Source organism: Bacillus sp. FSL K6-0993 (assembly GCF_037977205.1).
GTDB classification, from domain to species: domain Bacteria; phylum Bacillota; class Bacilli; order Bacillales; family Bacillaceae; genus Bacillus; species Bacillus subtilis.
This window is the reverse complement of sequence record NZ_CP150275.1, coordinates 3195639-3218296: the sequence shown is the minus strand read 5'-3', so window position 1 is coordinate 3218296 and position 22658 is coordinate 3195639. Positions and strand designations below refer to the sequence as shown.

Sequence of the window (22658 nt, the reverse complement as noted above, 5' to 3'; positions counted from 1 at the left end):
CAGTCGCGTCCTTTTTGTATTGAGAAGAAAAACCGCTGGCCACAAGGCCCGCGGTTTTTTACTCTTCTTCTGTCTCCTGATTGATAATTTGCTTTACAGATGATCTGCTGTTATTTTCTCTGTTCATCTCTCGCAATTGAGTATAAGCCATATCGAATTCCTCTTTTGTCATCTGCTTTGCGGCTAATGCGGAGCATAATATAGCAAAAGCAATTGGCATTGTATCAATGTGAATGTCGATATGGACCTCTGAGTTGCCGCTGTTTTTGATAACAGATTCAGTAGTGGGTATCTCTTGAGTATGTCTGTTAAGAGGAATGATGTTTTCGTTCATTAGTCTTCTCCGTCTTGTGACTGCGCCTGTGCCTGATCCTGATCTGTGTTCACGCTGACCACGACTTTTGCATTACCGCTGTTTTGGACTTTTGCGACTGCCGCATCGCGTCTGTTTTCTTCATTTTCATGACGATTTTCGCTCATGGTATCATCCTTTCTCTATTGATAGTGACAGGATATTCGATAGGAGAGTAAAGAGATTGGACGAACTTCGCGGTTTTTCCACATTAGGGCAAAAGGTCGAAGGAAAGCATTTGATTTGGTAAAATGAATAGACATTATAATAGAAAAGGTGTTTGCATATGAAATCGTATATCATCGTCGGCGCAGGGATTCTGGGCGCGTCGACGGCTTATCATCTCGCAAAATCAGGCGCTCGCGTTACTGTCATTAATCGGAAAGAGCCGGGACAAGCCACTGATGCGGCGGCGGGGATCGTCTGTCCTTGGCTCTCGCAACGCCGTAATCAGGATTGGTACCAGCTTGCTAAGGGGGGAGCACGGTACTATAAGGATTTAATCCATCAATTGGAAAAAGACGGTGAAACGGATACAGGATACAAACGTGTCGGTGCCATCAGCATTCATACTGATGCGTCTAAACTCGATAAAATGGAGGAAAGGGCATATAAGAGACGGGAGGATGCGCCGGAAATCGGCGACATTACCCGCTTGTCTGCAAGTGAAACGAAAAAGCTGTTTCCGATTTTAGCTGACGGCTATGAATCGGTTCACATCAGCGGTGCCGCCCGTGTGAACGGAAGAGCGCTGTGCCGGTCGCTTTTAAGCGCTGCAGAGAAACGCGGCGCAACAGTCATCAAAGGAAATGCGTCTTTGCTTTTTGAAAACGGAACAGTCACCGGCGTGCAAACTGATGCAAAGCAGTTTGCGGCTGACGCGGTCATTGTGACGGCGGGAGCATGGGCCAATGAGATATTGAAGTCTCTTGGCATTCATTTTCAAGTGTCATTTCAAAAAGCGCAGATTATGCATTTTGAAATGACAGATGCAGATACAGGATCGTGGCCGGTTGTAATGCCGCCGAGTGATCAGTACATTCTTTCGTTTGATAACGGCAGAATTGTAGCTGGCGCCACACACGAAAACGATGCCGGTCTTGATGATCTTCGTGTGACAGCCGGAGGCCAGCACGAAGTATTGAGTAAAGCGTTAGCCGTTGCACCGGGTCTTGCTGATGCGGCTGCTGTTGAAACAAGAGTGGGCTTCAGGCCGTTTACACCGGGATTTCTGCCGGTCGTAGGGGCCGTGCCGAATGTTCAAGGCCTGTACGCTGCAAACGGTTTGGGTGCTTCTGGACTGACGATGGGGCCGTTCTTGGGTGCAGAGCTCGCAAAGCTAGTTCTCGGAAAGCAGACAGAATTAGACCTTAGTCCTTATAATCCAGCCGGAGCACTTGCATAATAAGTAAGAGCATAACAAACAAATATAATAAAGCTGTTCTAGCTTTTCTTTTCTGTATGTGTTAGCATTTATCTTTAATGAAAAAGAGGACGTGAACTGATTTTGATAAAAATTGATATACCCGCACCGAATGTCACCATCACTGAACGACAGCAGTCAGCTAATGATAACGAGCCGAAAATAAAGGCGATTTACGGCTTCATTGACTTTCACCAGATCCCAAGGGACAAAGGCGGCATTTTTATGTTTTACAACATTCATGACGAGCTGCTGTTTGTCGGTAAAGCTAGAAAGTTAAGACAGAGAATTAAGAAGCATTTCGAAGACACTGTTTCACCGATCAAACATCACAGAGATGAAGTATATAAAATTGAGGTATGTGTAGTTGATGATCCAATGGAAAGAGAGATTTACGAAACATATATCATCAATACACAGCAATCGAAGTACAATATAGACAAGGTATTTTTTAAATAAGACGTCAGTCTGCGGATTGAACAGCGAAGCCAGAGCTTAAGTCAAGTTCTGGCTTTTGATTTGGGCATTTTTTCGCTTATAGACCCTTTGTCTATCATTCGAATAAATTATTGAGAAATTTCAGAAAATAATGTTGACAATCCTACCCGCGGACTTTAATATAACAATATATAATGTTATATAACGTTATATAATAAAAACGGGGAGTGAAGGATTTGAGTCAGGCCACAGCAAAAGTAAATCGTGAGGTTCAAGCTTTCTTGCAGGATTTGAAAGGGAAAACCATTGATCATGTATTCTTTGTCGCATGCGGAGGGTCTTCTGCCATTATGTATCCGAGTAAGTATGTGTTTGACAGAGAGTCAAAATCAATAAACTCCGACCTCTACAGCGCCAACGAATTTATTCAGCGCAACCCTGTTCAGCTTGGTGAAAAGTCTCTTGTTATTTTGTGCTCGCATTCGGGAAATACCCCGGAGACAGTCAAAGCTGCTGCGTTTGCAAGGGGCAAGGGCGCACTTACGATTGCGATGACGTTTAAACCGGAGTCTCCTTTAGCGCAGGAAGCGCAATATGTTGCCCAGTACGATTGGGGTGATGAGGCGCTTGCGATCAATACAAACTATGGCGTTTTGTATCAAATCGTTTTTGGCACCCTGCAAGTATTAGAAAACAATACGAAATTCCAACAAGCAATTGAAGGCTTAGATCAATTGCAGGCTGTATATGAAAAAGCCCTTAAGCAGGAAGCTGACAACGCCAAGCAATTTGCAAAAGCCCATGAAAAAGAAAGCATTATTTATACCATGGCAAGCGGTGCAAACTACGGTGTCGCTTACTCCTACAGCATCTGCATTCTCATGGAAATGCAATGGATTCATTCCCACGCCATTCATGCCGGAGAATATTTTCACGGACCGTTTGAAATTATTGATGAATCCGTGCCGTTTATCATCCTGCTCGGTTTAGATGAAACAAGACCTCTTGAAGAGCGGGCGCTTACCTTCTCGAAAAAGTATGGCAAAAAGCTCACTGTGCTTGATGCTGCATCTTACGACTTCACTGCAATTGACGATTCAGTTAAAGGCTATCTTGCTCCGCTCGTTCTCAATCGTGTGCTGAGAAGCTATGCAGACGAGCTGGCAGAGGCGAGAAATCATCCTTTATCTCATAGAAGATACATGTGGAAAGTTGAGTATTGATCTGAAAATGAGGAACCATTATGCATTAGACTATAATGTTATATAACATTATAGTCTAATGTCCAGAGGAGGCCAACCCTTTGAAGAAAATGTTGTTGTTCTTGATCATTGCAGCTGTCAGTATGTTCACCATTGCAGGCTGTTCGAGCCAAAGCAGTTCAGCGGACGGAAAGGTGACATTGAAATTTTTCCACAGATGGCCAAAGGAGCCGGAAAAAAGTTATTTTGAAGAGGCTGTTAAGGAATTTGAAAAAGAACACCCAGATATCGATATTCAAATTGAAGCCGTTTTAAATGACTCCTATAAAGATAAAATTAAGGTCATGCTGGGAACCGCCAGCCCTCCTGACATTTACTTCTCTTGGAGCGATGAGTTTGCTTTTAAATTTATCAGAGGCAATAAAGCACTTGATCTCTCGTCCTACTACAAAAATGACACCGATTGGTCATCACAGCTCGTTCAATCGCAAATTACACCATTTACTTATGAAAACAAGCAATATGGCGTGCCGTGGCAAATGGACGCTAAATCATTCTTCTATAATAAAGACATTTTCCAAAAGCTGAATCTTGATTCACCGAAGACGTGGGATGAATTAATCGATGTGTCAAAAAAGCTGAAAGAACATGGCTACACACCGATCAGCTTCGGAACAAAGGCGACTTGGACAATCTCGCACTATATCGGCACGCTTAATCAGCGGATGGTCGATGAAAAAACACGGGAAAAGGACTATAACGCCAAAACGGGTGAATTTACTGATGAAGGCTACGTAAAAGCACTTGAAAAGCTTCAAGAGCTGATGCCTTACTTTAATAAACATGTAAACTCCGTCGATCACGAATATGTGAGACAGCAATTTAAAAGCGGAAAGTCGGCGATGATATATGCGGAAACAGCGGAAATCAAGCTGGTTGAACCGGTTAATCTCGGGATGTTCCCATTTCCTGAAATCAGCGGGCAGAAAGGATCTTCAGAAGCGTTAACGGGAGCGCCGGAAGGATTCATGATTTCCTCAAGAACAAAACATCCGAAGGAAGCGATGGAATTTTTGCAGTTCTTGACGTCGAAAAAAATGGGCGAAAAGCTCGTGAAAGATGTCGGGAAATACAGTGCAGTGCAAGGTACTGCTACTGAAGAAAATGCAACAGCCATACAGCGTGAAGCCGTTCAGCATATTGTTGATGCCAAATCAATGGTTCCATGGTTTGATATGGATGTCGATGTTGAAGTCGCAGATGCGTACCTAACGGGCGTCCAGCAAATGCTTGGCGGCGACATGACACCGCAGCAGGTGATGAAAGCCGTTCAAAAGGCAGCAAAGCAGGTGAGGGCGTCAGCTGAATAAATCAAAGAAAAGGTGAAGCTTCGCACCTTTTCTTTTTATAAAGGAGATGAGATACCCTTGGTCAATCAGAATAAAATAATCCCCTATTTGTTTTTGGTGCCCGCTCTCGTTTTTTTACTTTTCGTTTATATCCCGATTTTTGAGAATGTATTCCTCAGCCTGTTTCAGTGGAGCTCATTTTCTCCGGAAAAAACATTTATCGGCTTAAAAAACTATGTTGAATTATTTCATGATCCTGTCTTTTATCAGGCACTTACCAATAATGTGCTTTATGCAGTGATCTCAATTGTATGCCAGGTATTTGGCGGTTTGATTTTGGCGGCGGTGCTTGAGGATAAGCTGGTCAGAAAATGGTCGCCGTTTTTTCGTACCGTTTTCTTTTTGCCGGTTGTCATCTCAATGACTGTGATCGCGCTTTTGTTTGATTTTATTTACAATCCGGAGACAGGGCTTTTGAATCAGCTGCTTCAGGCCATCGGTCTTGATCAGCTGACGAGGGCCTGGCTCGGGGATGACAGCACAGCTATGCTTTCTGTCATTTTTGTGTCCCAGTGGCAATCTGTCGGTTATATTGCGATGCTGTACATCGTGTCGATTCAAAAAATACCGGATGAACTGTATGAAGCGGCCCGGCTTGACGGCGCGGGTAAAATTCAGCAGTTTTTTCATATTACTGTTCCCCAGACGAAAGAGATGTCTTTTGTTGCGGTGGTCATGACGCTGACCGGGGCCTTTACGGTCTTTAATGAGCCGTACATTTTGACAGGCGGCGGGCCGGGAAACGCGTCAGAAGTCTTGAGCACGTTTTTATATAAAAGCGCCTTTACAAAGGACATGATGGGCTACGCCTCAGCGATTGCCACTGTCGTGTTAATCATTACGCTTGCATTATCGCTCATGCAAATGAAGTTCTTTAAAACCGGAAAGGAGGAGTAACTGATGCTGCCTCAGAAGAAGACAGATTCGTTCAGGTTGGAGCCTGTGCCTGACCAGCACATTGAGGTGAAAAGAAAGCCTAGACGAAAATGGTATATCGGAGAAACGTCTGTGTGGGTTTTTCTGTTTCTTTATCTGATTGCGATTGCCTATCCGCTTCTCTGGATGGTGTTGAGCGCCTTTAAAAACTCTGACGATATTTTTGAGCACAGCTGGTCGCTGCCGTCTTCGTGGCATCCGGAAAATTTTGTTTCCGCCTGGAACCAGGGGATTTCTTCTTATTTTATGAACAGTGTCATCGTTACGGCGCTGACGTGTGTGATCACTGTCTTTATCAGTGCATGGGCAGCGTATGGCCTTTCCCGGTTTGAGTTTAAAGGAAAAGGATTCTTCTTGGTGCTATGTCTTGGCGGATTGATGCTGACGCCGCAGGTCAGTCTTGTGCCGCTTTATTCTATTATTCAGTCGCTTGGCCTGTACAATACGTATTGGGCGTTAATCCTGCCGTATGCGGCTTATCGGATCCCATTCACCATCATTTTGATCCGCTCTTATTTTCTTTCTATTTCCAAAGAATTGGAGGAGGCGGCCTATTTGGATGGGTGTACAAGTTTTGGAGTATTTTTCAGAATTTTCTTACCAATGAGCGTGCCGATTTTGGTGACATCGGGCATTTTGACGGCTTACCATACATGGAATGAGTTTATGTTTGCGATTATTTTCATAGATGATGAGAATTTGCGGACCATTCCAGCCGGGCTGATGCAGTTCAGAGACGCGCTGCAGACAGACTGGGGCGTCCTGCTGGCGGGGTTAACGATTTCAGCCGCGCCGATTATTATTCTATTTTTATTGATGCAGAAATATTTTGTCCGCGGGATTGCAAGCGGCAGTGTAAAAGGATAAAGGAGGAAGCGCTATGAAATTGATTGCGGTTGGAGATAATGTTGTAGATTACTACCAGGATCAAGAAACATTTTACCCGGGAGGAAATGCCTTAAACGTTGCTGTGCTTGCCAAGCGGCTCGGGCATGAGTCTTCCTATATCGGAATCGTCGGCAATGACGAAGCCGCGGCGCATCTGTTGAACGTTCTCAAGCTGGAGCAGGTTAATGCAGATTATATTCGCCAGGCGCACGGAGAAAACGGGATGGCGATTGTCACCCTTGATGAACAGGGGGACCGCATTTTTGTCAGATCAAATAAAGGCGGCATTCAGTCTCGGCTTCGCCTCGCGTTTCAGGAGAAAGATGTATCTTTTATCAGCGGGCATGATCTGCTGCATACGAGCGTGTACAGCAGGCTTGAGAACGATCTTCCGCAGCTGTGCGGGCTTGTCCCTGTCTCATTTGATTTTTCAACCAATCGGGAGGATGATTATTTGAGGAGGGTCTGTCCTTATGTGACGTATGCGTTTTTTTCAGGAAGCGATTTGAGTGAGTCGGAATGCGGTGAGCTTGCCAAAACAGCTCATGGGTACGGAGCCAAAATGGTTTGTATGACCCGGGGGGGCCAAGGAGCAATCCTGTCTGCGGGTGAGCGAGTCTATCATCAGCCGATTGTGGAAACTGATATAATAGATACACTTGGAGCGGGAGATTCTTTTATAGCAGGCTTTTTGACTGCCTTTTGCGTGAAGCAGGATATAACGTACGCTTTGCGCCAAGCCGCCGAAACGGCTGCGAAAACATGCGGTGTGTACGGTGCTTTCGGCTATGGCTATCCTTATCGCTTGGAGGACGGGGGAAGCAGTGAAAAAACGAGAATACTATAAGCAGTGTCTCGTTTTTTATGCCTGTTATGTGTAGGGGCTGTTGATGGTAAAAGTGACACGGTTTGTGTGCATCAAAAACAATGAGCAATAGATTGGCTGGTCGTTTGATGTAAAAGCCGTTTTATCAATTTCAAACAGCGCATCCCCGATATCACAATCCAGGTATTTGCTTTCCTCCTGTTGGGCATATACAACGTTTAATAGCTTCGTATTGTGCGTGGGTACAACTTTGTACTGCTGTTTCAAAATATCATGCATGGAGACGCCGTCAGCAATAAAGGTATCAATGCCGGGAAACAAATCAAGCGGATAATGCGTCACTTCAAAGGTGAGAGGCTGATCATCATTATATAAAATCCGTTTTAATTCAACGACAGGGCTCTCGGGATGGATTTGAAGCTTTTCAGCGATGGGTTTTGACGCTGGAATGATGTCATGGGACAGCACATGATGCTTCGGTTTTTTGCCGGTTGATTCCATAAATTCCGAGTAGCCGTTTACAGCGATCAGCTCTCGTTTTAATTTAGGGCTTTTAACGAACGTTCCCTTTCCCTGCTGCCTGATCAGATAGCCTTCTTCGACTAAATCGAGAATGGCTTTCCTGACGGTGATGCGGCTGACGTTATACTTGGTGCAAAGCTCGTTTTCGGTAGGCAGCTTGGCGGTTGGGGAATACACGCCCTTTTTGATGTCATCAGTGATGATTTGTTTTAGCTGAATGTATAAAGGTGTAGAACTTCCGTTGTTTAACAAAGGGTAGCCTCCTTTTAACCTATTATTTATATTATAATGTATTATGACGTTATAATACAAATTTACATTTTTTATTTTAGAGATATAGCAAAAATGGGAATCGATTACTCTAAAAATAACAGAAAGACCAAGTTGTTTCCAGTGACGAAATAACGGGTCAAAAGATAGGGGGACTTTTCTGATGGCTTCATTAACATTTGAACACGTCAAAAAATCATATCACTCACAATTAACCGTGAAGGACTTTGATTTAGATGTAAAGGATAAGGAGCTTTTGGTGCTGGTGGGGCCGTCAGGATGCGGAAAATCAACAACGCTGCGGATGGTGGCTGGATTAGAAAGCATTTCTGAAGGAAATCTTCTTATTGATGGGGAGCGGGTCAATGATCTTCCGCCGAAAGAACGTGATATTGCGATGGTATTCCAGAACTATGCGCTTTATCCGCATATGACGGTTTTTGATAATATGGCGTTTGGATTAAAGCTCAGAAAGATGGCGAAACAGGAAATTGCCGAGCGGGTTCATGCGGCAGCCAGAATTTTAGAAATTGAACATTTGCTGAAGAGAAAACCAAAGGCGCTCTCCGGCGGGCAGCGGCAAAGGGTGGCGCTTGGCAGATCGATTGTGAGGGAGCCGAAGGTCTTTTTAATGGACGAGCCGCTTTCTAATCTGGATGCAAAACTAAGAGTGACGATGCGGACAGAAATCAGCAAGCTGCACCAGCGATTAGAGGCAACGATCATTTATGTCACGCATGACCAGACCGAAGCAATGACAATGGGAGATCGGATTGTCGTCATGAATGAAGGGGAAATTCAGCAAGTGGCGAAACCTCATGACATTTATCATTACCCGGCCAATTTGTTTGTCGCAAGCTTCATTGGCTCTCCCGGAATGAACTTTTTGAAAGGCATCATAGAACAGCAGCATGGCGAGCTGTTTTTCACAAATTCTTCGATCCGGCTTCATATTCCTGAAGAAAAAGCAAAGCGGCTGAAGGAAAAGGGATATGCCGGAGAACAGATGATTGCCGGTGTACGGCCGGAGCACATCACACAAATGACAGGAAATGACCAGTTGTTTGATTCAGTGTTTCAAGCGAAGGTGGAGGTGAATGAAAATCTGGGCTCGGAACTCATAGTGCATGTCATGGCTGGGGACGAGCGGCTCAAGGTCCGCCTGGACGGAAACACGCGAATCGATGCAGGCGATTCAATCCAGCTCTCAGTGAAAATGGACCACGTCGTCTTTTTCGATGCGGAAACGGAAGAGGCTGTGTATTAGAAAAAGGTGCTCCTTAAAAGGAGCACCTTTTTCTTACGGCCAAATTTCATCCGCCCATTCAGGGTGGTCGATAAATGGATTGCGGTTGTGCTGATATTTTTCATAAATGATTTCATTTCTTTTCCGCTCGCGGTCGTCAACCGGATCCTGCTTATTCCATTCGAGCAGGACAGATTGTTTGCCATGATAAGGAGCTGAGCCGTTGCCTGTCTTATCATTAAGCTCAAGATCAGGATAGCCGTCATCACCCTCGTAACGGACAGCCATGTAAAACAGCATGCGGGCAACATCGCCTTTCACATCATCGCGGGGCTCCCATGAATCGCCGTCATAATAATTTCCGGGTGCCTTCGCATATTCAGTGCCGCCATTGTCAAAATCCATATTTCCTCTGGCGCTGTTCACTTGAACATCAGCCGGGCGCAAATGATGAATATCAGTACCAGGTCCCTTGCTCGTACCAAAATCGCCATGGGATTTCGCCCAGACGTGCTCGCGGTTCCAATCGCCGACATTGCCGCCGTTCAGGTTTTTGGACCGCGATTCATTCGTATAGAGCAGGATGACGTTATTCGGATTTCTCGGGTCTTCATCCGTTTCTTTCAGCGCGTTCCACACTTCGCTGTAGGACAGCATCGTGTGTCCGCTGATAATACGGTGCAGGGTGCTTTTTAGCGAGTCTCCTGTTTTACCTTCAGCCCCTTCATAATAGGTATCTGTGTCAGCATAGGGTGCAGCGGGGGCGGCTAATGAGAGAAGGCTTCCTGTTCCTGAAGGGGAAGACGCCAATCGGTCATTAAGGCTTAATGCGGTTTGCGCGCTTGCTGAAGCTGCCGGCGCAAGCCATCCGGAAATCAGTAATACACAGACGAGCGGCAGAAACCATGCTTTTTTTGTCATCACTTGCCCTCCTTTTATCAGATCATGTCTATTATCTAAAATTGAAATAAAGGATAGAAGTGTCATTTTGTATATTTTTCATTAAAATTGTAAATTAGTCCCTTTGGAGGAGGCGGAAATCTCCTGTTCCCATATCTTTAGGTCCTGTTTTTGCGAGCTGCCGGCATTTCCGTTTTCATCCGTACCGCAAACATCGCCTCTCCGGCAAGCTGAGCTTGTTCATATGAAAGGCATTTTGACCCTCTCTTTCGCTCTTGCTGGCTCTCTTCCTAACCGTGTTTTCTTTTGACCTTTACATCAAAATAGTTGTGACATGTAGGGTGAATCTGGTTGCTGGATAGATACTGTGACTAAAAAATAAACGTTTTTTTGGTTAATCTGTCAATGAACTATCATGTTCCTCCTTCTATAATGAAGTCACCATAGCGGCCAGAGGGGGGAGTACATGGAAAAGCAGAAGCTTTCAGTAAAAAACAGCATCACAGATTATATTGAATGGCTCGCCCAATACGGTGCGTCTGCGGATGGCGGCGTAACGAGGCTTTTATACACAAAAGAGTGGATGGACGCACAGCTTGCTGTGAAAACGGAAATGTCTTCTTTCGGGCTTGACACAAGATTCGACGATGTCGGCAATGTGTTTGGAAGGCTTTCGGGCACCCAGTCTCCGGATGAAGTCATTGTAACCGGTTCACATATCGATACTGTCATCAATGGGGGAAAATACGACGGCGCCTATGGTGTTCTGGCGGCAATGCTTGCGATAAAGCGGCTCAAAGAGACATATGGATCGCCGAAAAAAACACTCGAAGCGGTATCCTTATGTGAGGAGGAGGGCAGCCGTTTTCCAATGACCTACTGGGGATCAGGGAATATGACGGGTGTTTTTTCATTACAGGATGGAGCAGAGCCAAGAGACGAATCAGGAGTCTCGCTGCAACATGCGATGCATGAGAACGGTTTTGGCAAAGGTGTGTTTCAGGCAGCATATCGGACAGATATCAGCGCTTTTGTTGAGCTCCATATTGAACAGGGACAGACATTGGAAATGTCAGGACGGGATCTCGGGATTGTGACAAGCATTGCGGGGCAGAGGCGATATCTCGTCACGCTGGAGGGGGAATGCAATCATGCGGGAACCACCTCCATGAAATGGCGCAAGGACCCGCTCGCAGCCAGCAGCCGTATCATTCATGAGCTGCTGCTGCGGTCGGAGGAGCTGCCGGAGGAGCTCCGTCTGACATGCGGAAAAATAACGGCAGAGCCCAATGTAGCCAATGTCATACCGGGCCGCGTCCAGTTTTCAATCGATATTCGCCATCAGCATCAGCATGTGCTGGAGCAGTTTCATCAAGACATGGTTGTTTTGATCAACGGCATTTGCCTTCAAAAAGGAATTCACGCCGTGATTGATGAATATATGCGGATAGAGCCTGTGCCGATGGACGAAAGGCTGAAGGCTGCGGCTTTTGAAACAGCATTAGAAAACAGCTTCAGCTGTGAGGAAATGGTGAGCGGAGCAGGGCATGACGCGCAAATGATCGGAAGGCGCTATCCTGCTTGTATGCTGTTTGTGCCAAGCCGAGGCGGCGTCAGCCACTCACCGAAGGAATATACGTCAGCCAGACAGCTTGAGATCGGCGTCCGCGCACTGACTGATTTATTATACAAACTGGCTTACTGAAGGAGGAATGGCTGTGTCAGGCAGAAGAGAATTATGCACCCCGTTAAGAACGATTATGACGCCGGGGCCTGTTGAGGTTGATCCGCGTGTATTAAGAGTAATGAGCACCCCGGTTGTCGGCCAATTTGATCCGGCGTTTACAGGTATTATGAATGAAACGATGGAGATGCTTCGGGAGCTGTTCCAAACAAAAAACCGCTGGGCATACCCGATTGACGGCACTTCACGGGCGGGAATTGAAGCAGTGCTGGCTAGCGTGATAGAGCCGGAAGATGATGTGCTCATTCCCATTTACGGCCGTTTCGGTTATTTGCTGACTGAAATCGCCGAACGATATGGGGCAAATGTTCATATGCTTGAGTGCGAATGGGGAACGGTTTTTGACCCGGAGGACATCATACGGGAGATAAAAAAAGTGAAGCCGAAAATTGTGGCAATGGTGCATGGAGAAACATCGACAGGACGGATTCACCCGCTGAAAGCCATCGGCGAAGCCTGCCGCACCGAGGATGCATTGTTTATCGTCGATGCAGTCGCAACGATTGGGGGCTGCGAGGTTAAAGTCGATGAATGGAAGATTGACGCTGCCATCGGCGGAACGCAAAAATGTTTATCTGTGCCTTCAGGAATGGCGCCGATTACATATAATGAGCGGGTGGCGGACGTGATTGCAGCCCGCAAAAAGGTGGAGCGGGGGATTGCGACACAAGCTGACAGGGAAGCGCTTTTGGGAAATCGGCCGATCACAAGCAACTACTTTGATTTGAGCCAGCTTGAGGATTATTGGAGCGAAAGACGGCTCAATCATCATACAGAAGCGACGACGATGCTGTACGCCTTACGTGAGGGAGTCAGACTGGTGCTTGAAGAAGGTCTTGAGACGCGTTTCGAGCGGCATCGGCACCATGAAGCTGCATTAGCAGCAGGGATAAAGGCAATGGGGCTAAGCTTGTTTGGAGATGACAGCTGCAAAATGCCTGTTGTCACCTGTGTCGAAATTCCCGGCGGCATTGACGGCGAGTCTGTCCGTGGCATGCTGCTGGCACAATTCGGCATTGAAATCGCCAGCTCATTCGGCCCGCTTGCAGGGAAGATCTGGAGAATCGGCACGATGGGGTACAGCTGCAGAAAAGAAAACGTGCTATTCGTGCTTGCCGGGTTAGAGGCTGTGCTTCTCAGACATAACGCAGGAATCGAAGCAGGAAAAGCGCTCCAAGCAGCGCTGGATGTGTATGAAAACGCTGGCCGCCAGGCGGCGGTGTAAAGAAAAGCTTGCGGAACTCCGCAAGCTTTTTAGATATGATTTCGTGTTTTCTCCAATCTGATTTTCTTCGTTTGACTCTTTTTACAAATCCTCTTTCTATGTGTTTTATTTTCTGACAAATCATGAGGCATTTTTTCTTCCATCGTCTATTCTTTATACAAGTTACCCATAAAACGCTGAATTAGTTGTTTTTTTCGAGAGGAGGATGCAGCATTGGGAAATTTTCACACGGTGTTAGACGCGCTTCTGGAAGACCAGGAGGGGGCTGTGCTGGCGACCATTGTTCAGGTTGAAGGCTCCGCATATCGAAAAGCAGGTGCTTCTATGCTCTTTAGGAAAAATGGCAAGCGGATTGGCTTGCTGAGCGGCGGGTGTGTGGAAGAAGATGTATTCCAAAGAATCAGTGCGCTGGGCGAACAGCTCACATCAGCGCTGATTCCCTACGACATGCGGTCGGAGGACGATCTTTCTTGGGGCATGGGAGCCGGGTGCAATGGCATTATTCATGTTCATGAAGAGCGAATCACTCTGGAAAAAAGGCGGCACTATGAGAAAGTGAGGGACTGCCTTCATTCAGGCAAAGCTGTCACTTCCGTTATAAAGATTGGATCCTCCCATTATTTATTTCTGACGGAGAACGGGCATTTTGGGAACTGGCCGGACGCGCCTCTGCAAGATATTCAACGTGCTGTTTCAACGCTTCATTTACCGCATTTCGATCCACCCACTAACATGTTTATTCAGCGAATTGAACCGAAGCCGCGTCTCATTCTGTTTGGAGCGGGACCGGATACTGTACCGCTGGCCAATTTGGCGGCTGACACAGGGTTTTCTGTTATCGTGACGGATTGGCGGCCCGCTTATTGTACATCCTCTCTTTTTCCAAAAGCGGATCAGCTGATCATCGCTTTTCCGGAACAAATGCTTAGCGAATTTCAATTTTTTCCGCATGATGCAGCTGTTGTGGCAACCCATCATTATGAGCACGATCAAACGATCATCAACTTCTTATTTTCTCAAAACCTCCATTATATTGGACTCTTGGGTTCGGCAAACCGCACGAAACGGCTACTGAACGGAAAACATCCTCCGTCTCACTTTTACAGTCCGGTCGGGCTGAAAATCGGTGCGGAAGGTCCCGAGGAAATTGCGGTAAGTGTAGTTGCAGAAATTATTCAAACAAGAAAACGGCTGGCGGTTGTATGAGAAACCCCTATCTGATCGGCGTGTTTCTCGCTGCCGGCAAAAGCAGAAGAATGGGTCAAAACAAGCTAGCTTTGCCGCTAAAAGGAGAAAACATCGGCTCACTTTCTTTGAAAACTGCTCTGTCGTCCCGCCTTGATCACGTGCTGGTCGTCGAGCGGACAGAACATGCTTCCCTTGAGTGGATAGGAGCGCCGTATCACGCTCCGCCTTTTCAAAAACGCTGGAGCCTGCACGTTTGCCAAGACGCAGAAAAGGGTCAGGGGCATTCAGTCAGCAGCGGGGTGAGAAAAGCAGAAAGCATGGGGGCGGACGGCGTTGTCATTTTGTTAGCCGACCAGCCTCAGCTTTCCGTCGATCATCTCAATGCCCTTATGGCACTGGCTCCTGAGTCATTTGCCGTGTCATCGTTTTTAGGGGCGTTCACCCCGCCAATCTACTTCTCGTCGGCTTGTTTTCCTTATGTAAAGGGGTTAACGGGAGATGAAGGGGCTCGCAGGCTCCTGAAAAGCGGACAGCTTGGAGCAGGAGCGGTTTTGGAGGCAAAGGATAGCGGCGAGTTGGACGATATTGATACACCCGAGGAATATGACATGGTAAGGAGGGCGATGGTTTGAACGGCCAAGTGACAAAAGCAAGGATGAATATTCAATTATGGAGGCCGACAGCGCTTGATGAGGCCTATTCGCTTTTAGAGAAGCTTGCTCCGGATGTGTGTGCCGCATCGGGAAGCACGCTGCTTCAGCTTCAGTGGGACAAAGGAACTCTACCGAAACAGCACCTTGTCAGCCTTGAAGGGATTGACGAGATGCGAGGGATCAGCGCCAGTGACACCCACGTGTCTATCGGGGCGCTCACATCACTGAATGAATGCAGAAAGAACCCTTTGATCAAGAGCGCGCTTGGCTGTTTCAGTGACGCTGCTTCCGCTGTCGCTGCACCGGGGATTCGCAGCCGTGCCACGATTGGCGGCAACATAGCGAGTAAAATAGGTGATTTCATTCCGCTTCTGCTTGTGCTTGGTGCTGAGCTTATCGTATATCAAAAGGAGCTAATCAGGATGCCGCTTGGCGCTTGGCTCAGTGAGGAAGACTTTAGAACGGCTATCGTCACGCGTGTCATCATCCCGCGGGCGGAGGGAGAGCGTGTATTTTATCACAAGCTTGGAAGGCGCCAGGCTTTTACAGGAGCGGCTGCTGTTGCAGCTGGACGTTTTTTGAAAGACGGCGGCATTCGCCTCGCCGCTGGCCATGCCGATATCACTCCTAGGAGATTATTGGACAGTGAAGCGAAATGGATGGCACCAGGGGGGGACTCGCATGAGCTGTACAAAATACTTATCCATGAGCTGCCGTTTTCCTCAGATGCTTTTATGTCAGCGGCATACAGAAAAAAAGCCGCTGCCAACGTCATCATGGCAGAGCTGATGGCTGAGGGAGGGGAATAAATGATCATCAACAAACCGTCAAAAGTCAGGCCGGATGGAAGGGGTAAGGTCACAGGGGAATTGAAATATATGACCGATCTCAGCTTTCCAGGTATGCTATATGGCAAGGTGCTGAGAAGTGCTTATCCTCATGCAGAGATTGTGTCGGTTTGCACCATAAAAGCTGAGAAAATGGAAGGCGTGCAGGCCGTTGTCACACATAAAGACGTTCCCGGGTTAAACCGATTTGGCATTGTCATTCCTGATCAGCCGGTTTTATGTGAGGACAGGGTGCGATATGTCGGGGATGCGATCGCCGCAGTTGCTGCAGAATCGGAGGAAATCGCGGAAGCGGCGCTGGAGCTGATTCACGTTGAATATAAAGAGCTGGAAGTCATGGATTCACCAGAAAAAGCGCTTCGGCCGAATGCGCAAAGACTGCATGAGGACGGGAATATCCTGCACCACGCATTTTTTTCGAACGGCGATGTGGAAGAAGGGTTTCAAGCATCTGACACAGTCCTTGAAGAAACCTATGAGCTGCCGCGGCAGATGCATACGTATATGGAAACGGAGGGAGGCGTAGCAGTTCCGGAAGACGACGGGGGTTTTACGATGTATGCAGGAACCCAGCACGGCTATAAAGACCGTTTCCAGCTTGCCCGTATTTTTGACATTCCTGAAGAGAAGATAAGGATTGTGTCAAGTCCGATGGGCGGCTCGTTCGGAGGGAAGGATGAGCTGAATATTCAGCCGTATGCCGCGCTTTTGTCACTGAAAAGCGGACGTCCTGTCAAAATCCATCAGACACGAAAGGAATCTGTACGTTCTGGCATTAAGCGCCATCCGATGAAGATTACGATAAAAACGGGTGCGGATCATTCGGGAAATCTATTGGCGCATGACGTGAAAATTGTGGCGGACACAGGCGCATATGCTACGCTCGGACCGGCTGTTCTTGATTTTTCTGTCGAGCATGCCGCGGGGCCGTACCGTATTCCGAATATCCGGACTGAAGGAATATCAGTATTTACGAACAACGGGGTGGCGGGGGAATTCCGAGGCTTTGGCGGCAATCAAATCACATTTGCACTCGAAACCCATCTCGATCGTCTCAGCGGCATGCTCGGCATCGACCCGCTGGAGCTGAGAAGAAAAAATATCAGAAAACCGCATGACTTGGGACCGCTTGAGCATCGAATTGCACCAACTGACGGAGCGGCGCAGGTGTTGAATGCCATATCTAAATCTCCCATTCTTACAAGAACAAGCCGGAACTGCGGGTATCTGCAAAGAGGCACGGGAGCGGCAATTACAATGCACGGCGGCGGGCTGGGGTATGGCCGAATGGATGCGGCAGGAGGCCGTTTGTCCCTTTCGAGTGAAGGCAAAATCACAGCATCGTTCGGATTTGAAGAATGCGGACAGGGGATTCTAGCAGCGATTGAACATATTGTCATGGAGGAGCTGGGTTGTGCCGCAGAGGATATTTCCATTGTTATTGGGGATACCGCAAAAGTGCCGAAGTCAGGCTCCTCCACAGCATCCCGCGGCACAAGCATGGTGTGGCACGCGATCCAGCGTTTGAAGAAGCCGTTTCTAGCTCAGTTGAAAAAACGGGCGGCAGAATGGAACGGCTGTTCAGCGGAAAACCTTATTCCCGGCGCTGCAGGCTTGCGTGACAAAAACACAAAGTCGCTCGTGGTGACGTATAAGGAGCTGGCTGAAAAAGGCCCTTTGGCAGAGGAAACGGCCTTTGACTTTCCAACAACGCCTGATCCTGTAGTAGCACCAGGCAGTCATTTCTTGTATTCTTTCGGTGCAGCAGCCGTTGAGGTGGAGGTAGATCTGTTAACAGGCGATGTCAAAGTGATAGATTGTGAGCATGCTATTGCGGCAGGTCCGGTTGTCAGTCCCCAGGGTTATCGAGGTCAAATTGAAGGCGGCGCTGCCATGGCGCTCGGCTATACGCTGATGGAGGAAGCCAAAATGACGGACGGCCGTTATGCTGCGGAAAATCTAGATCACTATTTGACCCCCGGAGTCAAAGACGTTCCTAACATGAAGGTGATCGCAATAGAAGAACTAATGAAGGGTGATGCATATGGACCGCGCGGTGTTGGCGAAATCGGAACGATCGCCATCACTCCGGCGATTGTAAAGGCAGTACATGATGCAGTCGGATGTTGGATTAATAAGCTGCCGATTTCAAGAGAAGAGCTGCTTGAAGCGATAGACAGAAAGGGGCTGAAGCAATGGACGTAAAAGAGGCCGGGCCATTTCCTGTAAAAAAGGAACAGTTCCGAATGACCGTGAATGGACAGGAGCGGGAGGTTGCTGCCGTTCCTACGACACATCTGAGTGACCTGCTTAGAAAGGAATTTCAGCTGACCGGGACAAAGGTGTCCTGCGGAATCGGCCGCTGCGGAGCCTGCTCTATTTTAATCGACGGAAAACTGGCCAATGCGTGTATGACCATGGCTTACCAAGTGGACGGCCACTCCATTACAACAATCGAGGGCGTACAAAAAGAGGAACTGGATATCTGCCAAACCGCTTTTCTGGAAGAAGGCGGCTTTCAATGCGGATACTGTACCCCAGGAATGATAATTGCGCTTAAAGCACTGTTTCGGGAAACCCCTCAACCTTCTGACGAAGATATAGAAGAAGGGCTGGCGGGGAATTTGTGCCGGTGTACCGGGTATGGCGGGATTATGCGGTCAGCTTGCAGGATTAGAAGAGAGTTGAACGGGGGTAGACGGGAGTCCGGCTTTTAAGAGCCGGACTTTTTTAGCCTCAGTCAGACAGCGCGATCAAGACGCAGAAGCGTTGTGGGAAAACATCACGATAAATCTCGTAGAACTTGACAGCTTCTGGATTAGAAAATGATTAGTGAATCCATAGCAAAGACGCCATAAAAACTTCTTATGGCGTCTGTCGGACAGGGAGGTGTTGGATACGGCGGAGGCAAGGAAAGTTAAACTTAGTAATTAAAGATAGCTGCTCCAACAATGATCAACAAAATGAATAGCACCACGATCAAAGCGAAGGAGCTCCCTAAACCGTTTGAGTAGCCAGAGTTGCCACTGTATCCACCAGAATTGTAGAATCCCATAATGTCACCTCCTTTAGTGGAGATAGTATAAGATATGCCAAACGATTATTTTCGACATAGATTTAAGTCTAAAAAAGAAAAAATGAATATTTTGTCTAAAAGTGTAAGAGAGAACCCATTATCAAAACTATTAAAACAGCATCAATTGTCTTCAAAGTATTTTTTCGTTATAGGTTTAGAAAAGGGAGCTCGGCTGCTAAGAGCTGACTTATTAGTTTGAAACCTCAATATTTATAAATGAAAGGACTACAGGATATTTTTCTCGTAGGCAATTATCCTGAAAAATATAGGTGAATTTTTATTCAAGCTGTTGTTTCACTAAGTGTGGGATCAAGTACTGTCCTAGGATCAAAAGTTTATTGAAGTGCAAATAGAAGCCCGCCTCACCGGCGGAATTCTTAACTCCCCCTATACACCTGATAACCAAACGGCGACAGCAAGAGCGGGATATGATAATGTGCATCTGGATCTGCAAGCTGAAAACGGACGGTGACTATGGTTAAAAACGGCTGGTCGACCGTATTCACGTTTTTATTCGCAAAATAGTCTCCTGCATGAAATTCCATCACATACTCTCCGGAAACCAGCTCTTCACCAGCCAGCAGAGGGACATTGACTCTGCCGTCATTGTTAGTGTATACCTCTTTCATAATACTTTCGCCCAGCCGCTTCAATTCAATTTTTACGTTCGCCGCTGGTTTGCCGCAGGTTAAATCTAAAATATGGGTTGTCAGTTTTCCCATCAGGCTTTCAGGCTCCGACATTTTTCAGCGGCTTTCTGTTTTTCTTTCTCGGCGTCTTCTCTTGTCACGTTAAAATGTTGGAAACCGTATGGCGGGCGCGGTTCGGTGTAGACTTTTCCTTGTGAGCCCGAGATTTCTTCGACAACCGTATCCCACGTGTGATTTTGAGATTGGAAGCTGACATCAGTGAGCTGCGGGAACCTTGCTAATATTCTGCAGCCGATATGATAGATTAAGTTTTGGATTGAAGGGGTTTCGAGCTCGTGAAAAACGGTGCTTGCCAAGTCGCGGACTTGTTCAGCCGCGACGTAGCGGGCTGGATCAGAAGCGTATGCGTCATTTGTATTTTCATATTGCCAGCTGATGTTTAAATAGACAAACAGCGGGCGGTTGCCGTCTTCGGGAAGAGTCGTATATTCGTCCCGGATGAAGCCGACGAAGGAGTTGCCGCTCACCTTGACGAGCTGAAGATCCATGACTTCGCTGTATTGCTCTGTAATCGTTATGGTATTCCCGCTTCGTTCTGCTTTCAGCACAGAGCGGCTTCGTTCATTACGCGATCTTCTGAAGACGAGGCGGCTTGTGCTGAGCTCTTTCTCCTCGTATGCAGGCATTGCTTCAAACGGAATGTCTTCGCCAGTCAGAGTGATCTTGTCCATATGAGAATAGGTATCTAAAAATCGGTGAGCTACATAGTGTAGGAACCCCTCGGTTGTCGTTCCTTCATAGGATGCGAGATGGCGCTGGATAAAGTTTTTCATTGAATCCGTCGCCACGACGAGAGTATTGTCTCCGTCTGTAAATGATGGCAGGAAGGCTTCTCCGCCAATTTCGCATGTCACATCAACACCGACAACGGTATTGCTTCTCCCGGCAAAAGATGATTCTGGGATTTGCTTCACTCCAGTGAGCGGTTTTAAAAACGTTCGGTATGCAAATACATTTCCTTTGCCATAAGACATAGTTCTTTTCATTTGCGTCTCTCCTTTTTCAGTGATGATGTCAGCCAGACGAAAGCGGGCGATTCGGTAAATTTCTATAAGGGCCTGCTGGAACTCCGTTTCTCGTTCGCTCTCAAGCCTTGCCAGCAGGGCTTGGTGAATGTCCTGTTTCGTCTTTCCCTTCACCGCTAAAATAAAAGGAAAGCCGAAGCGATCATAATAGTGTTCATTCAGCATGAGAAACTCCTCGTATTCCTGCTGTTCTAATTTGCTGAGCCCCGCGTTCTGCTGCTCTCGTACCGAGTCATCGCTCATTGTTTTCTTTGTTCCGAGCCGGGGATGCTTTTTGATTAAATCAAGCTGTGTCTCGCGATCCGCGGCTTTTACAATGCCAGTCATTTTGCGGTGAAGATCAGAAAGGGACGAAAACGGCCGTAGTGCTGCGGATCTCTCCGCAATCCATGAAGAGTGTTCAAAAATAGAACCAAGTGTGCCTGTCAGTGTTTGTGTGTCCATTTGGTTCAGGTCATCCATTGTGAACATTGGCATCTTCCTTTACGTTTTTATGTCTGCGCCATTCGGCTGTTTGATTTGAAAAAAAGCGTGCAGTGCAATGGCCGTCAAACTGCCGATCACAATTCCGCTTCCTGCCAAGACAGAGGCCGCGCCCGGAAGAGATGAAAACAACGCGGGAACTGTTGTAGCGCCAAGCCCCAAGCTGACGGAAGAGGCGATAATCAGCAGGTTGCCTTGCGAATCAAGGTCAACGCTGGATAGCATTTTGATCCCGTAAGAAATGACCATACCGAACATGACGATCATTGCGCCGCCGAGAACTGGGGTGGGGATCACTGTTGTCAGGGCCGCTGCTTTTGGAACCAGGCCGATCGCGACCAGTATGATTCCTGTGATGGCGATGACGTTGACACTTTTCATCTTTGAGAGCTGAACGATGCCGACATTCTGCGAGAAAGCTGTATAGGGAAACGCGTTAAATAAGCCGCCCAGCAAAATCGCAAGGCCTTCTGCCCGGTAGCCCTTTTCCAGATCTTTCTCCGACAGCCTGCGGTTTGTGATATCGGCAAGCGCAAAATAAACGCCTGTCGATTCAACGAGGCTGACAATCGCAACGAGAAGCATCGTGACAACAGCCGGCAGCTCAAAGGTTGGCGGTCCGAAATAAAACAGAGACGGAACATGAAGCCAAGACGCCTCCAAGACCTCAGAAAAATCGACCTTTCCCATGAAATATGCAGCCGCTGTTCCTGCGATAAGACCGAGTAAAATCGCTATGGAGCGGATAAAGCCTTTAAAGAAATAAAACAGCAATAAGATAAAAGCTGTGACGCCAAACCCGAGGAGCACGTTGTCCAGTGAGCCGAATTCTTTGCTTCCTTCACCTCCGGCCAGGTTATTCATTGCCGTTGGAATCAGGCTGATGCCGATGATCATGACGACTGATCCGGTTACAACAGGCGGAAAAAAACGGACAAGCTTCCCGAAGAAGCCCGCGGCTAAGGCGACAATCAGTCCTGCGGCGATAATGGCACCGTATATCGCTGGGACACCGTAAGTGCTGCCGATGGAAATCATCGGGCCGACTGCGGTAAACGTGCATCCGAGCACAACGGGAAGGCCGATGCCGAAATATCGGTTTCTCCAGAGCTGCAAAAGAGTTGCCGCCCCGCACATAAACAAATCAATCGCGATTAAATACGTCAGCTGTCCCGCATTCAGCCCGATCGCCGCTCCGACGATCAGCGGAACGAGAATGGCTCCCGCATACATGGCAAGCATGTGCTGAAGCCCCAGCATCATCAGCTGTAAGGCATTGTGCTGTTCCTTCATC

General features: G+C 47.4%; 23 protein-coding genes and 1 pseudogene. 15 read left to right on the top strand and 9 right to left on the bottom strand.

Features of this window, described 5'->3' with window-relative positions; genetic code table 11:
* Positions 1–58: 58 nt before the first annotated feature.
* Together MHH79_RS16770 and sspG are read right to left on the bottom strand one after the other, a co-directional pair.
* Positions 59–334, bottom strand: coding sequence for a hypothetical protein (locus MHH79_RS16770; RefSeq protein WP_003243521.1), 276 nt, complete (start codon positions 332–334; stop codon positions 59–61).
* Entirely contained in the window at positions 334–480 is a 147-nt protein-coding gene (gene sspG, locus MHH79_RS16765) for an acid-soluble spore protein SspG (RefSeq protein ID WP_003228613.1), read from the bottom strand. The genes MHH79_RS16770 and sspG overlap by 1 nt, the downstream gene beginning before the upstream one ends.
* A gap of 158 nt (positions 481–638) precedes the next feature.
* On the opposite strand from sspG, the gene MHH79_RS16760 reads away from it, so the two are divergent.
* From MHH79_RS16760 to frlD, 7 genes are all read left to right on the top strand, one after another.
* On the top strand, positions 639–1757 hold the full coding sequence (locus MHH79_RS16760) for an FAD-binding oxidoreductase (RefSeq protein ID WP_340034739.1): 1119 nt from the start codon (positions 639–641) through the stop codon (positions 1755–1757).
* Between the two features lie 102 nt (positions 1758–1859).
* Positions 1860–2234: a nucleotide excision repair endonuclease gene (locus MHH79_RS16755; protein ID WP_015384582.1), complete on the top strand. Its 375-nt coding sequence runs from the start codon at positions 1860–1862 to the stop codon at positions 2232–2234.
* A 215-nt stretch (positions 2235–2449) separates the two neighbouring features.
* Positions 2450–3436 (top strand): fructosamine deglycase FrlB, encoded by a 987-nt coding sequence (gene frlB, locus MHH79_RS16750; protein ID WP_015251278.1) that lies wholly within the window; start codon positions 2450–2452, stop codon positions 3434–3436.
* Positions 3437–3516: 80 nt separating this feature from the next.
* Positions 3517–4785, top strand: coding sequence for an ABC transporter substrate-binding protein (locus MHH79_RS16745; protein WP_340034738.1), 1269 nt, complete (start codon positions 3517–3519; stop codon positions 4783–4785).
* A gap of 57 nt (positions 4786–4842) precedes the next feature.
* Positions 4843–5721 carry a sugar ABC transporter permease gene (locus MHH79_RS16740; protein WP_014477910.1) on the top strand — a complete coding sequence of 293 codons (879 nt, stop codon included), beginning with the start codon at positions 4843–4845 and terminating at the stop codon, positions 5719–5721.
* 3 nt (positions 5722–5724) lie between these two features.
* The gene (locus MHH79_RS16735; protein ID WP_015384578.1) at positions 5725–6627 is read left to right on the top strand and encodes a carbohydrate ABC transporter permease; all 903 of its coding nucleotides are present in this window, start codon (positions 5725–5727) and stop codon (positions 6625–6627) included.
* 13 nt (positions 6628–6640) lie between these two features.
* The gene (gene frlD, locus MHH79_RS16730) at positions 6641–7495 is read left to right on the top strand and encodes a fructosamine kinase FrlD (protein WP_015384577.1); all 855 of its coding nucleotides are present in this window, start codon (positions 6641–6643) and stop codon (positions 7493–7495) included.
* A 24-nt stretch (positions 7496–7519) separates the two neighbouring features.
* On the opposite strand, the gene frlR is transcribed toward frlD, so the two are convergent.
* A complete protein-coding gene (frlR, locus tag MHH79_RS16725; RefSeq protein ID WP_014480777.1) occupies positions 7520–8248 on the bottom strand; it encodes a transcriptional regulator FrlR in 729 nt (242 codons plus the stop codon).
* 181 nt (positions 8249–8429) lie between these two features.
* Here frlR and ugpC point away from each other — a divergent pair, with 181 nt between their 5' ends.
* Positions 8430–9533 (top strand): sn-glycerol-3-phosphate ABC transporter ATP-binding protein UgpC, encoded by a 1104-nt coding sequence (gene ugpC, locus MHH79_RS16720; RefSeq protein ID WP_144453018.1) that lies wholly within the window; start codon positions 8430–8432, stop codon positions 9531–9533.
* Positions 9534–9566: 33 nt separating this feature from the next.
* On the opposite strand, the gene MHH79_RS16715 is transcribed toward ugpC, so the two are convergent.
* Positions 9567–10433, bottom strand: coding sequence for an endonuclease I family protein (locus MHH79_RS16715; protein ID WP_014480775.1), 867 nt, complete (start codon positions 10431–10433; stop codon positions 9567–9569).
* Positions 10434–10514: 81 nt separating this feature from the next.
* Positions 10515–10634: pseudogene (locus MHH79_RS16710) on the bottom strand (hypothetical protein); the annotation flags it as partial.
* 244 nt (positions 10635–10878) lie between these two features.
* Here MHH79_RS16710 and allC point away from each other — a divergent pair.
* From allC to pucE, 7 genes are all read left to right on the top strand, one after another.
* Positions 10879–12117, top strand: coding sequence for an allantoate deiminase (gene allC / locus MHH79_RS16705; RefSeq protein WP_063334624.1), 1239 nt, complete (start codon positions 10879–10881; stop codon positions 12115–12117).
* A 13-nt stretch (positions 12118–12130) separates the two neighbouring features.
* Positions 12131–13381, top strand: coding sequence for a (S)-ureidoglycine--glyoxylate transaminase (pucG, locus tag MHH79_RS16700; RefSeq protein ID WP_251217595.1), 1251 nt, complete (start codon positions 12131–12133; stop codon positions 13379–13381).
* A 213-nt stretch (positions 13382–13594) separates the two neighbouring features.
* Complete coding sequence (locus MHH79_RS16695) at positions 13595–14587, top strand: XdhC family protein (protein ID WP_340034736.1); 993 nt, start codon at positions 13595–13597, stop codon at positions 14585–14587.
* Complete coding sequence (gene pucB, locus MHH79_RS16690) at positions 14584–15201, top strand: xanthine dehydrogenase accessory protein PucB (protein WP_251217596.1); 618 nt, start codon at positions 14584–14586, stop codon at positions 15199–15201. The genes MHH79_RS16695 and pucB overlap by 4 nt, the downstream gene beginning before the upstream one ends.
* The gene (gene pucC, locus MHH79_RS16685; protein WP_063334620.1) at positions 15198–16031 is read left to right on the top strand and encodes a xanthine dehydrogenase subunit C; all 834 of its coding nucleotides are present in this window, start codon (positions 15198–15200) and stop codon (positions 16029–16031) included. The genes pucB and pucC overlap by 4 nt, the downstream gene beginning before the upstream one ends.
* Positions 16032–18275, top strand: a complete 2244-nt coding sequence (pucD, locus tag MHH79_RS16680) for a xanthine dehydrogenase subunit D (RefSeq protein WP_100505785.1) — start codon at positions 16032–16034, stop codon at positions 18273–18275.
* The gene (gene pucE / locus MHH79_RS16675) at positions 18266–18787 is read left to right on the top strand and encodes a xanthine dehydrogenase subunit E (RefSeq protein WP_015483659.1); all 522 of its coding nucleotides are present in this window, start codon (positions 18266–18268) and stop codon (positions 18785–18787) included. The genes pucD and pucE overlap by 10 nt, the downstream gene beginning before the upstream one ends.
* A gap of 206 nt (positions 18788–18993) precedes the next feature.
* On the opposite strand, the gene yuzJ is transcribed toward pucE, so the two are convergent.
* From yuzJ to pucK, 4 genes are all read right to left on the bottom strand, one after another.
* On the bottom strand, positions 18994–19125 hold the full coding sequence (yuzJ, locus tag MHH79_RS16670; RefSeq protein WP_063334618.1) for a YhzE/YjcZ family sporulation protein YuzJ: 132 nt from the start codon (positions 19123–19125) through the stop codon (positions 18994–18996).
* 398 nt (positions 19126–19523) lie between these two features.
* On the bottom strand, positions 19524–19868 hold the full coding sequence (gene uraH / locus MHH79_RS16665) for a hydroxyisourate hydrolase (RefSeq protein ID WP_063334617.1): 345 nt from the start codon (positions 19866–19868) through the stop codon (positions 19524–19526).
* On the bottom strand, positions 19868–21352 hold the full coding sequence (pucL, locus tag MHH79_RS16660) for a factor-independent urate hydroxylase (RefSeq protein WP_340034735.1): 1485 nt from the start codon (positions 21350–21352) through the stop codon (positions 19868–19870). The genes uraH and pucL overlap by 1 nt, the downstream gene beginning before the upstream one ends.
* A gap of 12 nt (positions 21353–21364) precedes the next feature.
* On the bottom strand, positions 21365–22657 hold the full coding sequence (gene pucK, locus MHH79_RS16655; RefSeq protein WP_340034733.1) for a uric acid permease PucK: 1293 nt from the start codon (positions 22655–22657) through the stop codon (positions 21365–21367).
* Position 22658: the final 1 nt, after the last annotated feature.

Coding starts and splice junctions, on each gene's coding strand:
- MHH79_RS16770 (WP_003243521.1), bottom strand. CDS start 334: ATGAACGAAAACATCATTCCTCTTAACAGACATACTCAAGAGATACCC.
- sspG (WP_003228613.1), bottom strand. CDS start 480: ATGAGCGAAAATCGTCATGAAAATGAAGAAAACAGACGCGATGCGGCA.
- MHH79_RS16760 (WP_340034739.1), top strand. CDS start 639: ATGAAATCGTATATCATCGTCGGCGCAGGGATTCTGGGCGCGTCGACG.
- MHH79_RS16735 (WP_015384578.1), top strand. CDS start 5,725: ATGCTGCCTCAGAAGAAGACAGATTCGTTCAGGTTGGAGCCTGTGCCT.
- frlD (WP_015384577.1), top strand. CDS start 6,641: ATGAAATTGATTGCGGTTGGAGATAATGTTGTAGATTACTACCAGGAT.
- ugpC (WP_144453018.1), top strand. CDS start 8,430: ATGGCTTCATTAACATTTGAACACGTCAAAAAATCATATCACTCACAA.
- MHH79_RS16715 (WP_014480775.1), bottom strand. CDS start 10,433: ATGACAAAAAAAGCATGGTTTCTGCCGCTCGTCTGTGTATTACTGATT.
- allC (WP_063334624.1), top strand. CDS start 10,879: ATGGAAAAGCAGAAGCTTTCAGTAAAAAACAGCATCACAGATTATATT.
- pucB (WP_251217596.1), top strand. CDS start 14,584: ATGAGAAACCCCTATCTGATCGGCGTGTTTCTCGCTGCCGGCAAAAGC.
- pucD (WP_100505785.1), top strand. CDS start 16,032: ATGATCATCAACAAACCGTCAAAAGTCAGGCCGGATGGAAGGGGTAAG.
- pucE (WP_015483659.1), top strand. CDS start 18,266: ATGGACGTAAAAGAGGCCGGGCCATTTCCTGTAAAAAAGGAACAGTTC.
- yuzJ (WP_063334618.1), bottom strand. CDS start 19,125: ATGGGATTCTACAATTCTGGTGGATACAGTGGCAACTCTGGCTACTCA.
- uraH (WP_063334617.1), bottom strand. CDS start 19,868: ATGGGAAAACTGACAACCCATATTTTAGATTTAACCTGCGGCAAACCA.
- pucL (WP_340034735.1), bottom strand. CDS start 21,352: ATGTTCACAATGGATGACCTGAACCAAATGGACACACAAACACTGACA.
- pucK (WP_340034733.1), bottom strand. CDS start 22,657: ATGAAGGAACAGCACAATGCCTTACAGCTGATGATGCTGGGGCTTCAG.